General features: G+C 53.9%; 11 protein-coding genes. 9 read left to right on the top strand and 2 right to left on the bottom strand.

The features are described 5' to 3' along the window. The first annotated feature begins 121 nt into the window (after positions 1 to 121). On the top strand, positions 122 to 616 hold the full coding sequence (locus QZ197_RS10950; protein WP_296431987.1) for a BLUF domain-containing protein: 495 nt from the start codon (positions 122 to 124) through the stop codon (positions 614 to 616). Between the two features lie 5 nt (positions 617 to 621). Here QZ197_RS10950 and QZ197_RS10945 read toward each other — a convergent pair whose 3' ends face one another. Then, positions 622 to 3,057, bottom strand: coding sequence for an FAD-dependent oxidoreductase (locus QZ197_RS10945; RefSeq protein WP_296431986.1), 2,436 nt, complete (start codon positions 3,055 to 3,057; stop codon positions 622 to 624). A 179-nt stretch (positions 3,058 to 3,236) separates the two neighbouring features. On the opposite strand from QZ197_RS10945, the gene QZ197_RS10940 reads away from it, so the two are divergent. Further along, the gene (locus tag QZ197_RS10940) at positions 3,237 to 4,763 is read left to right on the top strand and encodes a trimethylamine methyltransferase family protein (protein WP_296431984.1); all 1,527 of its coding nucleotides are present in this window, start codon (positions 3,237 to 3,239) and stop codon (positions 4,761 to 4,763) included. 3 nt (positions 4,764 to 4,766) lie between these two features. Here the strand turns inward: QZ197_RS10940 and QZ197_RS10935 are convergent, their stop codons facing one another. Beyond that, a complete protein-coding gene (locus QZ197_RS10935; RefSeq protein ID WP_296431981.1) occupies positions 4,767 to 5,732 on the bottom strand; it encodes a LysR family transcriptional regulator in 966 nt (321 codons plus the stop codon). A 224-nt stretch (positions 5,733 to 5,956) separates the two neighbouring features. Between QZ197_RS10935 and QZ197_RS10930 the strand changes: the two genes are divergently transcribed. From QZ197_RS10930 to QZ197_RS10900, 7 genes are all read left to right on the top strand, one after another. Further along, positions 5,957 to 6,142: a hypothetical protein gene (locus tag QZ197_RS10930; protein WP_296431980.1), complete on the top strand. Its 186-nt coding sequence runs from the start codon at positions 5,957 to 5,959 to the stop codon at positions 6,140 to 6,142. Next, entirely contained in the window at positions 6,139 to 7,419 is a 1,281-nt protein-coding gene (urtA, locus tag QZ197_RS10925; RefSeq protein WP_296431978.1) for an urea ABC transporter substrate-binding protein, read from the top strand. The genes QZ197_RS10930 and urtA overlap by 4 nt, the downstream gene beginning before the upstream one ends. 67 nt (positions 7,420 to 7,486) lie before the next feature. Beyond that, positions 7,487 to 9,430: an urea ABC transporter permease subunit UrtB gene (gene urtB, locus QZ197_RS10920; protein WP_296431975.1), complete on the top strand. Its 1,944-nt coding sequence runs from the start codon at positions 7,487 to 7,489 to the stop codon at positions 9,428 to 9,430. Positions 9,431 to 9,433: 3 nt separating this feature from the next. Next, positions 9,434 to 10,600, top strand: coding sequence for an urea ABC transporter permease subunit UrtC (gene urtC, locus QZ197_RS10915; protein ID WP_296431974.1), 1,167 nt, complete (start codon positions 9,434 to 9,436; stop codon positions 10,598 to 10,600). Then, a complete protein-coding gene (gene urtD, locus QZ197_RS10910; protein ID WP_296431972.1) occupies positions 10,597 to 11,346 on the top strand; it encodes an urea ABC transporter ATP-binding protein UrtD in 750 nt (249 codons plus the stop codon). Before urtC ends, urtD begins: the two co-directional genes overlap by 4 nt. Then, the gene (gene urtE / locus QZ197_RS10905; protein WP_296431970.1) at positions 11,339 to 12,034 is read left to right on the top strand and encodes an urea ABC transporter ATP-binding subunit UrtE; all 696 of its coding nucleotides are present in this window, start codon (positions 11,339 to 11,341) and stop codon (positions 12,032 to 12,034) included. The genes urtD and urtE overlap by 8 nt, the downstream gene beginning before the upstream one ends. Positions 12,035 to 12,177: 143 nt before the next feature. Then, positions 12,178 to 13,461: cache and HAMP domain-containing protein (locus QZ197_RS10900; protein ID WP_296431969.1), on the top strand; the 1,284-nt coding region annotated here is incomplete at its 3' end.

Genomic DNA, 13,461 nt, shown 5'->3' with positions numbered 1-13,461 from the left:
GAGTTCGTTGCATGTGTCATTCCCTCCGCCACCCGGCCATGACCTCATTGTTTGCTTGTGCTGTCGTCTGGCGCTAATGCTCCAACGATAATCGCACAAGACATACCCGTTTGGACAGCATATGCTGGTCGTACCAACAGGCGGCCGCACCGATCATCGGTTTTCGCCCTGCACTGCTGGCACAACAGGAGCGACGGTCATTTCTGATATCACCCAACTTATCTATGTGTCGCAACCTTTCGGGTATGACGGTGCCACTTTGGGTGCGATCTTGCTTGATGCGCGCAGGTGCAATACGCGCGACGGCATCACTGGCGCACTTGTTTGCAGGCATGATGTTTACCTGCAACTGCTTGAAGGTCCGACCGAAAAGGTCACCGCCGCCTATGCGCGTATTATCCGTGATGACAGGCATGCGGGCGTCAAAGAACTTGTAAACCGAAAGGTGACTGACCGGATTTTTCCAGATTGGGCCATGCTGCATGACCCTGCGAAGTCCTGGATTTGGTCCGAAGAAGAGATGTCCGCAGGTGCGCTAGAGCGCGCGACACCAGCGGACATTATAGGCCTGTTTGAAGGCTTGTCAGCGAAGGTCAATGCAGACCCGTCTGACTAGCGCCATTAGGACCGCACCTTTTCCATTTTTGCGTCATAAAGAGCCGGTTCTGTAACCTCTGCGGGTACAAGTTTGCCCAGAATATCGATCTCGGCCTTTGCACCGACAGCAGCGTAGGCCGCGTCAACGAAGGCATAGGCGATGTTCTTGCCAGTCCGGTGCCCGTAGTCGCCAGACGTGACTGTGCCGACGACTTTGCCGTCTGCCATTACCGATGCGCCACCATGTGCGGCGGCAGTGGTGTCATTCACGACGAGCGTTACAAGGCGTTTCTTGGGGGGTGTTTTGCTGCGTTCCAGCAGCGCAGCCTTGCCCACAAAGTCGCCTTTGTCCATTTTCACGAAGCGGTCCAAACCTGTCTCGAACGGATCGAATTCGGTCAGGATATCTGCTTTCCAGTGCAAATAGCCCTTTTCCATCCGCATCGAGTCGACGGCGAGTGCGCCGAACAACTTCAAGCCATGTGCCTTACCCGCTGCGCGCAATGCGGTGTAGGCCGCGTAAAGTGACGCGTTGGGGATGTGGATTTCATAGGCAAGCTCGCCCGAAAAACTGACGCCCATGACGGTCGCGGGTGCAAAACCAATAAAGCATTCGCGGACCGACAGCCACGGGAATGCGGCTTTGGACCAATCAGCACGGCTGACGGATTGCATCACGTCGCGCGCTTTTGGGCCCGCAAGAACAAGGATGGTCATATCATTGGTCAGCGACTTGATCTGGACGTCTTCATCCCCGCCAATGTGACCCGTCAACCAATCCATGTCGTGATATTCAGCGGCTGCTGCGGACCCGTACCAGATGCGGTCAGGGCCGCGGTCCGAGGCGGGCAGGTTGGCCAGTGTTGCTTCGGCCTTCACCATACCGTGGGTATTCAGCATGTAACCCAATCCGACGCGCCCTTGTTTGCTTGGCAGTCTGCCACAGAACATCCGGTCAAGAAATGACGCAGCATCGCTGCCTGTGATCTCGAACCGGTTAAAGCCATTGACCTCGCACAATCCAACAGCGTTTTGCACAGCGTCAACTTCTGCAGCAACGATCGGAAACGACTCGTCGAAGTGAAAGCCATGGGTGACGTGAAAGCCGGCGCTTGGCTTAAAGAACTCTGCGCGTTCCCAGCCGTTGACGACTGTGAACTCCGCGCCCTCTGCTTCGAGAATTGGCGTGATCGGTGTGGTCTTAGCCATGCGGCCTGCCGGGCGGTGTTCATTTGGAAAGTGAAAGCGGAACTCGTTTTGATAGTCTTCAATCGCTTTGAGTGCTGTGAATTCGACGTTTGCGTGGCCAGTAAAGCGGCGCGGGTCGATGCACCATGTGTCATAGCAGGCTTCGCCGTGGACGATCTGCTGGGCCAGCAACCAGCCATGGCCACCGCCTTCACCAAGGCCGGCGCGCAGGCCGATGATGCAAAAAGCGTTACGTTTATGCGGGATCGGGCCGACCAAGGGTGCGCCGTCAACGGTGTAGGTAATCGGGCCGTTGACGATGGTGTGGATGCCAACCTCTGTCAGCGCCGGCATACGTTCGAACGCGCCTTCAAGAACGTCGGTGATCCGGTCAAGATCGTCTGGGCACAGGGCGTTCACGAAATGCGGGTCGATGCCGTCCATGCCCCATGTGTGGCAGTCCTGTTCGTAAAATCCGACCAAGAGGCCGTTCTTTTCTTGACGGCAGTAGTAGTCGCTGATCGGGCAGCGCAGCAGAGGCATGCGGTGGCCTGCATCGCGAATAGCAGGGATTTCTTCGGTGACGAAGTATTGGTGCTCCATTGACGTTACAGGATGGTGCACGCCCATCATCGCGCCAACTTCGTTCACACGGTAACCGCAAGCGTTCACGACGATTTCACAGGTGATGTCGCCGTGTTCTGTGTGCACCGTCCAGCTGTCGTCTTTGTGCTGGGTCAGGCCTGTGACGGGCGTGTTGCGATATACCTCTGCGCCAGCTTTGCGCGCGCGACGCGCAAGCGCCTGACACAGTTGTGCCGGATCAATATCGCCGTCACTGGCATCCCAAAGGCCGCCCAGCAGGTTATCTGTCGAAATAAGAGGGTGACGCCGCGCGCATTCTTGTGCGTCCAGCACTTCAAACTCTACACCCATGCCGCGCGCCATTGACGCAAAGTGACGATAGCCATCCATTTGCGCTTCTGTGTTGGCAAGCCGGATGCCGCCATCGCCATGATTATAGCTGACTGGGTAATCAAGATCGTCGCGCAAGTCTTTATAAAGGTTTATAGAATGTGTCTTGAGGCCAACCATTGTCTGGTTCATGCCAAAGTTGGTGACCTGCGCAGCAGAGTGCCAGGTCGTGCCTGATGTCAGCTCGTTGCGTTCAACAAGGACGACGTCGGTCCAGCCTTCTTGTGTCAGATGATAAAGTGTAGAGCAGCCAGCAATGCCGCCACCGATGACAACAACCCGTGTATGCGTTTTCATGCGAAATCTCCATTTTCCCTAGTATAAAGACCAACATGCAGGTGTATCGGTCAATATGCCTCATCTATATCCCATTAATTAGGATATTTTATTTATGAAATTGGGATGAATACATTTTGTTTGCGTCAGCATCGGCATCATAGTCCTGTGGTTTCACAGATTGGGATTGGAGGTCAGGTATGACGCAAGACGCAGCAAAGCCGACCCGTTCTGGCCGCAAAGCGCGCCATGCGCAACGCGCAGCGCCGGTGAAAACCAATCCGGCACCTGCGGGTGCTGTTGGCGGGTTCTACAAACCACTGGCTGACGCCGATCTGGAACGTATCTATGCCACTGCGTTGCGCCTGCTGGCAGAGCTTGGCATGGGCGAGGTCCCCGACCGCCTGACGCGTGATTTGCTTGCCGCTGGTGCAACGGATTTGGGGCAGGGCCGAATTGGGTTCCCGAAGGACATGGTCGAAGGCGCAATCAGATCGTCTGCCAAGGAATTCGTTCTTTATGGGCGAGATCCAGCGCGTGATATTACCGTGGGCGGGGACCGTGTTTATTTTGGTACGGGCGGTGCCGCAGTGACCACGCTGGACCTTGAGACAGAGGTATATCGGCCCTCAACCTTGACCGATTTGCACGACTTCACCCGACTGCAGGACACGCTTGATAATGTCGCGTGGTTTACGCGCTGCTGCATCGCAACCGATGTGCCAGACATGTATGATCTGGACGTCAACACAGCCTATGCCTTGATGCGCAACACGACCAAACCTGTCGCCACGGCCTTTACGATTGCCGACCACGTCGATCCGATTGTAAAAATGTTCGACATCGTCGCAGGCGGCCCGGGTGAATTCGCCAAACGCCCCTTTGTCAAAGCCCACATCAGCCCTGTCATTTCGCCCATGCGCTACGGCGAAGACGCCGTGGACGTCGTTTACAAATGCATCGAACACAACATTCCGATGTCGTGCATCACGGCTGCCCAAGCAGGGGCCACGGCACCTGCAACGCTGGCGGGCTTCTTGGCGCAATCGCTGGCCGAAACGCTGGCGAGCCTTGTTATGGTCAACGTGATCTCACCGGGTTTCCCGATGGTGTTTTCCAACTGGCCGCTTGTGGTCGACTTGCGCACAGGTGCATTTGCGGGCGGCAGTGGCGAGACGGCAGTCCTTAACGCAGCGTCTGCGCAGTTGTCGAACTGGCTGGGTTTGCCGTCTGGTATTGCGTGTTCAATGACGGACGCTAAAGCGATTGATGCGCAGTACGGCGTTGAAAAAGCGATGACCAGTTTAGCTGCGGCCCTTGCGGGTGGAAACCTGATCTATGAAAGCTCTGGCATGACTGCCGCGTTGCTTGGCGCGAGTTTCGAGGCTTTCATCTTAGACGATGAAATGCACGCAATGACCTACCGCGTGTTGCGCGGAATAGAGGTCACAGAAGACAATCTTGGGTTTGATGCAATTTGCCGCTCGGTGTTGGGGGATGGTCATTTCTTGGGGTCAACGGCCACCTATGCGGCGATGGAGCGTGATTATCACTACCCCAAACTGGCTGATCGCGCCCAACCGCGTGTCTGGGCAGAAGAAGGCGCATTGGATGCTTGGGCGCGTGCAAAGACCCACGGGATCAATGTGTTAGAGACATATCATCCAAATTATCTGAGCGCCGAACAAGACGCCGAAATCCGGCGGTTGTTCAATATTCTGTCGTAGCATTTAGTCGGAGATCAGACGGTAGCTATCAGAGAGCCAAGGGTAGGCATCGACGATGGGCGCGATCGTTTGTGCGGATAACTGACTGCGCAGAGCAGTGACAACTACTTGGGCCAAATCATCAAGGTGCGGTTCAGCGACGAACATTGAAATGGTGCGGGCAAAGCTTTTTCGCGGCAATGGCACAAGGCGCACGTTCGGTTGAAACCGTTTGCTGCGGGCATAGTTGCTGGGAGTCGTGATCGCCCATCCGCTGCCGCGCGCGACCAACGACATGATGGATGCGGTGCTGTCCAACTCGAATGTGTTTTCAAGCTTGATCCGCATCCGGCTGAGCTGGGCCTCTATTGACGCGCCGATAATCTGGGTGCGCATGTAGCGCAAATAGGGCAGGTCTGACTGACCTGCGATGCAATCTTCGGCTGTCACATCCAAACCCGCTGGTACTGCAATCACAAACGGATCTCGTAGAACCGGATATTCTTGTATATTCACAAGCGGCACTTGGGGTTGGGTGGCAATGGCCATATCAAGTTCGCGGTTCTTGAGCATTTCAAGGATTTCATGGCTGACGCGCGTGTAATGGGTGAAATGGCAGTCCGGTAGTATGCTGGCCAAAAGCTGTGTGATTTCGGGGCCGATATCACTTTCAAAATCTTCGATCATTGCAAAACGCAACCGGTGCAAATTGCTGTGTGCGATATCTTTGACGTCTCGGTTGGCTTGGGCGGACAGGTCAAGAATGGTCTCTGCATAGCGCAGATAGATCGCCCCTTGTGCGGTCAACACCATTGGGCGGCAAGCATGGTCAACCAATGTGGTGCCAAGATGCTTTTCCAGACATTGGATGTGATGCGATACTGTGCTGACAGAGTGCCCCGTCTGATGCGCAGTCGTCTGAACAGACCCACAATGCGCAAGCGAGCGAAATGTATTGAGCCATTTCAAAGAGGGGAGCGCGGTTGTCATGAATCCAATAAATGCCTTTGGCGGTTCAATTGATAGCCGCAATCAGCAGGCAGTCGCATTTATCACGTGCTCCCTCAATCGGTAGGTCACCATCGTTTACGCTGCAGTGCGGCATACCGAAGTTGGTCAAAAAATAAGCGATATCCGCAAAAAGAGGCGACATATTGAGCGGATCAACCTGCGTTGCGCGCTGATGGCTGCATTGGCTTGTGCATCCGGGCGCGATGCCTTGGATTGAAGAAGTTCATAAGAACGTCAAACGCCGCGCGAAGGTTCATCCTGGAAGATTTATCCCTTCACGCGACGACAACATCACTGTTGCGGGTCCATCCTATGTGGTCGGCTTGCCGTTGGAAAGTGCTTGTGCGCATCCAACGACCCGCAGCAACAACGGGGACTACGACCTATGAAATTTAAAACCTCTGCATTTGCATTGACTGCCCTTTTGGGCTCCACCGCTATCGCCGCTGCTGAATGCGCTGATCCGATCAAAGTGGGTGTGCTGCATTCGCTGTCCGGCACGATGGCAATTTCCGAAACGACGCTCAAGGACACGATGGAGCTTTTGATCGAAAACCAAAACGCCGCTGGTGGTTTGTTGGGCTGCGAAATCGAAGCGGTTGTCGTTGATCCGGCGTCCGATTGGCCGCTATTTGCTGAAAAGGCCCGCGAACTGCTGACCGTTAGCGAAGTTGACGTGATCTTTGGCAGCTGGACATCAGTGAGCCGTAAATCTGCGCTGCCAGTCCTCGAAGAACTCAACGGATTGATGTTCTATCCTGTGCAATACGAGGGCGAAGAAAGCTCTAAGAACGTGTTCTACACTGGTGCTGCGCCAAACCAGCAGGCCATTCCTGCGACAGATTATTTGTTGGAAGAACTGGGCGTCGAGAAATTTGCGCTGCTTGGGACTGACTATGTCTACCCCCGCACAACAAACAATATTCTGGAAAGCTATCTGCTGTCCAAAGGCATCGCTGCAGAAGACATTTTCGTCAACTACACACCGTTTGGTCAATCTGACTGGGCAACAATAGTTGCTGACGTTGTGGCTTTGGGTGCGGACGGCAAACAGGTCGGCGTGATTTCAACCATCAACGGTGATGCGAACATCGGTTTCTACAAAGAACTCGCTGCTGCGGGCATTTCCGCTGATGATATTCCTGTCGTTGCGTTCTCTGTCGGCGAAGAAGAACTGTCCGGTTTGGACACATCTGACCTTGTTGGTCACTTGGCGGCGTGGAACTATTTCCAATCAGCAGAATCTGATGCCAACGACGCATGGGTCGCCGCTTGGAAAGCCAAGATGGGCGAAGACCGCGTGACCAATGACCCGATGGAGGCGCATTATATCGGCTTCAACATGTGGGTAAATGCGGTCAACGAAGCAGGCACAACAGACGTCGATGCGGTTCGCACGGCGATGTACGGCCAAGAGTTCCCGAACCTGACAGGCGGCACGGCTGTGATGCTGCCAAATCATCACCTCGCCAAGCCAGTTTTGATCGGTGAAATCACTGCCGACGGTCAGTTTGATATTGTCAGCCAGACCAGCGAAGTGCCGGGTGATGCATGGACTGATTTCTTGCCGGAATCGGCCGTTTTGATGTCCGATTGGGAAACGCTGGGTTGCGGTATGTACAACACCGAAACTGAAACCTGCGTTCAGCTGACTTCGAACTACTAAGATAAAACTGGCACGCGGCGCTTGCGTTGCGTGCCTTACCTGCCTGAATAGATTGGCTAACTTCCCCATGCTTCGACTGATTTCTCTGGCGCTCGCGCTGTGGCTGACTGTGCCTGTGACGGCCGCTGCCCAACCGCTGCAAGCAATCTTACAAACACATCAAGACGAAGTTTTGCAGCCCGGCCGCCGCACGGTGAGTGTGGTCATGGACGATCTGGTCGCCAGTGGGTTGCCGCAAGCGTTGCCGTTTCTAGAAGCTTGGCGAGACCGTGAAATTGTCCAACGTGGCAGCGACGGTTTGTTTTTTCGCGCCGCGAGTATCGGCGGTACATTGACGTTGCTGGACCTTGATACAGGCAACGCAATTGAAGAGTTCGACGCCGATGATCTGACAGAGGCCCGCCCAAATGGCGGCGTGCGCCGCGCGATTGGCGATGCATTGGTTCAATTTCAACTTTCTGATCCCGATATAACCAAGCGCCAGACTGCTGTCGAAGCGATTGCGCGCAGCATGGACTCAAGCCAGCTTGCGCCGCTTGCCGCATCTATCGCGTCAGAACCTGATCCGGTGCTGAAAGAAACCAAAACACGTCTCGCGGGCATGTTGGGCGCGCTTTTTGCTGACACTGCGGCTGCGCGAATTGCGGCGATTGAAGCATTATCAGGTGATTTATCTGTCGATGTCCGTGCTGTCTTGAACACCGTGCTTGCCACAGACCCGCAGGTCGCCGTGACTGCGTCCGAAGATGCTAATGTTGCACGGATATTGGCAATCGGCGAAGATATTACTGCAATCGAAGCCTACGACCGCCTGATTGCAGCAAACTTAGCACCTGCACTTATTTCTGGCTCTGATATCCGCGCGGCTCTTGTTGAAAATATCGCCAACGGTGCTGTTGGCGGTGTGCCAGTTGCATCATTGAACACTGATGGCGCGCGCGCGGTCGCGTATGACGCGCTGTCTGCGCAAGGTATTGTGCCACCACGGGTAACAGACGCAGAACAAGCGGCAGCGATTGCAGCACACACCTTCTATTTGCAATACAGCGAAGCGGACGCAGCAATCACCGATGCCGCAGACAAGGCACTTACCGCGATTGAAGCCAAGGTCGCGCTGAACCAAGGCATCGACCTTGGCCTTGATGCATTGTCCTTGGCGTCGATCTATTTTCTTGCCGCGATTGGCCTCGCGATCACATTTGGCGTGATGGGCGTCATCAACATGGCGCACGGCGAATTCATTATGATGGGGGCCTACACGGGCTTTGTCGTACAGCAATTTGTGCCCGATTATACGCTGTCGATCATCATTGCGTTGCCGCTGGCCTTTTCTATTACATTCGGCGCGGGCGTCGCGATGGAGCGTTTGGTGATCCGTCATCTGTACCATCGCCCGCTTGAGACATTGCTGGCCACCTTTGGTATCTCAATCGCGCTACAGCAACTCGCCAAGAACATCTTTGGCACCCAAGCGCGTCCGCTCACATCACCTGAATGGCTGGACGGTGCGTTGGTGTTCAACGACGTGGTCGCGATCAGCTATATTCGGATCGCAATCTTTGTGCTGGCACTGCTGTTCTTATGCCTGATCCTGTTCGTTCTCAAACGCACCCGATTGGGCCTTGAAGTGCGCGCGGTGACCCAAAACCCCGGCATGGCCGCATCGATGGGCATCAACCCTGACCGGATCAACATGCTGACCTTTGGGCTTGGCTCTGGCATTGCGGGGATCGCGGGGGTCGCTATCGGGCTTTACGCTAAAGTCACGTCCGAGATGGGCGCAGATTATATCGTGCAAAGCTTTATGACTGTGGTCGTTGGTGGTGTTGGCAACGTTTGGGGCACGCTTGCGGGTGCGTCGTTGATCGGCTTTCTGCAAAAAGGGATCGAGTGGTTGAACCCGTCCAACACGTTGGCCGCACAGACCTACATGATCTTGTTCATCATTCTTTTCATTCAATTCCGGCCCAAGGGTATCGTCGCCCTAAAGGGTCGTGCGGCGGCGGATTAAATCATGCACAGATCATTCCTTTCGCAGAACCCATCGGTGCTTTGGTTCGTCGCAACCCTTGCCGTGTTTACCGTTATTGTTACGCTGCTTTCCGAAGTTACGGGGGTCGACATGATCTCGACCTCGTTTGTCAAAACCTTGGGCAAGACACTATGTCTTTGTCTTGTGGCGATCGCGATGGACGTGGTTTGGGGCTACTGTGGTATTCTTTCATTGGGTCATTTCGCGTTCTTTGGCATCGGTGGCTACGCCATCGGCATGTGGCTGATGTACGCCCGCACCGAAGGCATCGTGATTGAAAGCCTTTCCAGCCAACCGATCCCACCCACACCGTCCGAGATTTCAGATGCAATTGGCAATCAGATTTTCGGGGTGGTTGGCAGTTCCGAGTTTCCGTGGATTTGGGCCTTTGCCGACAGCCTATTTTTGCAGCTATTAATGGTGATCGTTGTGCCGGGCCTTTTGGCTCTAGTCTTTGGCTGGTTGGCGTTCCGGTCGCGGGTCACGGGTGTTTATCTTTCAATCCTGACTCAAGCAATGACGCTCGCCTTGGCCCTTTATCTGTTCCAAAATGACAGCGGTTTGCGCGGCAATAACGGGTTGTCAGGCCTGCAAAACGTGCCGGGATACGAAGATGTATCGCAAGCCACGATCTCGATCCTGTTCTTTATCGCATCCGCCTTTGCATTGGGCGCGGGCTACGTTTTCTTTGCATGGATTGTCTCGGGCAAAATGGGCAGCGTCGTCAAAGGCATCCGCGATAACGAAGCCCGGGTGCGGTTCTTGGGCTATCATGTCGAAAGTTACAAACTGTTCATTTTCACAGTCACGGCTGTCGTCGCAGGCATCGCGGGCGCGCTTTATTACCCGCAAGCTGGCATCATCAACCCAGGTGAAGTAGCGCCAATCGCATCAATCTATCTGGCTGTTTGGGTCGCAATCGGTGGACGCGGCAGGCTTTATGGCGCTGCTATAGGTGCGGCCTTCGTGTCTCTGCTTTCTAGCTGGTTCACAGGCGGCGGCGCCCCCAACATCAACCTTGGGTTCTACGTTATTCAATGGACCGATTGGTGGCTGGTGCTACTGGGTCTGTCATTCGTCGCAGTCACGTTGTTTTTTCCCAAAGGTATCGGCGGCCTGTTTGATCTGCTTGTCAGGAAACAATCATGAGCATGCTTCTCGAAGTCTCGGGCGTATCTGTTACCTTTGACGGCTTTCGCGCGATCAACAACCTGTCGATCAATTTCGCCAAAACAGAACTGCGCGCCATTATCGGTCCTAACGGTGCGGGCAAAACGACCTTCATGGATATCGTCACGGGCAAGACCAAACCGGACGAGGGCCACGTGATTTGGGGTGACAAGAACATCTCGCTTCTGGGTATGTCCGAAAGCGAGATCGCGATGGAAGGGATCGGGCGCAAGTTTCAGAAACCAACCGTGTTCGAAACACAAACCGTGCGCCAGAACCTTGCAATGGCATTGAAAACCTCACGCGGGCCATTGGCGGTTTTGTTGCATAAAAAGACCATACCCAATGCAGTCCGGATCGAAGCAGTTGCAGAACAAATCGGCCTGTCGGACAGTCTGACCCGCGTAGCAGGCGAGTTGAGCCATGGACAAAAACAATGGCTCGAGATCGGGATGCTTTTGGCGCAAGAACCGCGTCTAATGTTGGTCGATGAACCCGCCGCTGGGATGACACCAGAAGAGCGTGAAAAGACGACCGATATCCTGAAAGAGGCTGCAAAAACGCGCGCGGTTGTCGTGGTGGAACATGATATGGAATTCGTGCGCCGCCTTGATTGCAAGGTGACAGTGCTGCACGAGGGGTCGGTCTTGGCCGAAGGCAGTCTAGATCACGTGACATCGAACCAGACTGTGATCGATGTTTATCTGGGGCGTGCCCATGCTTGATGTCCGCAATGTCGATCTGAAATACGGTCAAAGCCAGATTTTGTTTGATGTGTCGTTGCAGGCCGAAACTGGCAAAATCACCACTGTGATGGGTAACAATGGCGTTGGTAAAACAAGCCTTCTTAAGGCAATTTCAGGCAGGCAAGCGATGTCGTCAGGAACGGTGGTGGTGAATGGCGAGGTGGTTCGTTTGACCTCTGCTTATCATGCGGCGCGTGCCGGGATCGCCTATGTCCCGCAGGGTCGCGAAGTCTTTGCGATGATGAGCGTTCTAGAGAATCTCGAGACCGGTTTTGCTTGCTTGCCGAAAACAGAGCATCAAATTCCTGACTTTGTTTTCACGCTGTTTCCCGTGCTGCACGACATGCAAAACCGCCGCGGTGGTGATCTTTCGGGCGGTCAGCAACAACAACTAGCCATTGCGCGCGCGCTGATCACCAAGCCCAAAGTTCTGCTACTTGATGAGCCGACCGAAGGTATCCAGCCCAATGTTATTCAGCAGATTGGTGATGCGCTGGAAACCCTAAAGGGGCAGGGCGAAATGGCGATTGTTCTGGTCGAGCAAAACGCCGATTTTGCCTACCGGATTGCCGACACTTTTACGGTTGTGTCGCAAGGCCGCGTCAAACGACAAGCTGAGAAGTCTGACTATACCAAGGATGCTTTGATGGCCGATCTTGCCCTGTGATCGGTGCATGCGCAAAGGACTATCCGTTAAAATTTTAGGTAGATGGGCAGATTGTTGTGCAAATCGCCCAAGCCGCTTAAGCTGTTCTTAAACTGACGCCCTCATAAACCAGACAGTAATGACTGTTTGAAAATGAGGCACGCATGGCTGTTCTAAGCGCGATACCAATCTCTCGGAAGCTTCCTGCGATCATCGTCTCGCTTTGTCTCACTGCTAGTCTTAGCATTGCCGTGGTCAGTTACTCTGATTTCAAGCGCAATATTCTGTTCGAAGCCCAAAAAAGTTTTAGTATTCTAACCGAGAGCCGTACCAGCGCGGTGGTAAGCTGGTTTGAGAACCTTGAAAGTGAAGTATTGGCGTTAGGTGCTGATCCGACTGTTCTAGCCGCAATAAATTCGTTTACGAGTTCATATAATTTGATGATCGATAGTGCTGGTTTACAATTGGCTTATGTCACCAATAATCCGAACCCTGTCGGCGCAAAAGACCTGTACAATCAGGCTCCGGAATCAATCCCGTATCATTTCCAACACGGTCAGTTTCATCCCTATCTGCGGCAAATCAAAGTGACAGAAGGCTACTACGATATCTTCTTGTTCAACCTTCAAGGTGATCTAATCTACTCGGTCTTCAAAGAGCTGGACTACGCTACCAATTTTGTGAATGGCGCTTATCGCGATACCGGTCTTGCGCAGGCATTTGCGCGCGCAAAAGAAGGAACAGTTGGGCAGGTTTATTTCGCTGACTATGCGCCTTATGCACCGAGTAACGATGCGCCGGCGTCTTTCGTAGCAACCCCAATAAAAGGTACTTCCGATCAGGTGATTGGCGTTGTTGCAGTCCAGGTTTCATCTGCGGAATTTAACGGCATTGTAAATAATCCTCTTGGGCTGGGGCAGAGTGGTGAAATTTACCTTGTTGGGCCTGACCTTCTGACCCGAAGCGCTTCACGGTTTGAAGATGGACATGACATGCTCGCCAGTGTGGAAGGTTTGCATCATGCAGCTGGGCCGTTCGCGGCAGCGACGGAATCGACGGCAGTTGGACCAGGGATTAATGGCAATATTGTTCTAGCTAAAGCATCATATTTTGATGTGTTTGATCAAAGGTGGAGTATCGTAGGAGAGATCGACCGCGCCGAGGTGAACGCGCCAGCGGTGACTGCGCGCAACAAGATGGTCATTCTGACAATTTGTGTAGGACTGCTAAGCACGCTTGCTGGATGGTTTATTGTGCGATCATTCGTCAAACCCCTTGGCTTGCTCAGTGTTGCTATGCAGCAAGTGGCCAAAAAGGATTATGACATTAAGATTGTGCATCATGACCGCGGCGATGAGATTGGCGGATTGTTGCGGATCTTAGTACAATTGATTGACCGTTTGCGTGCTTCGGATGCTGCAGAGGAAGAGCGCAGTATTCTGCAAACT

Origin of the sequence: Yoonia sp. (assembly GCF_017854415.1) — a bacterium.
Lineage (GTDB): Bacteria > Pseudomonadota > Alphaproteobacteria > Rhodobacterales > Rhodobacteraceae > Yoonia.
The sequence above is the reverse complement of the archived record's forward strand: the minus strand, read 5'-3'. Positions and strand labels throughout refer to the sequence as shown.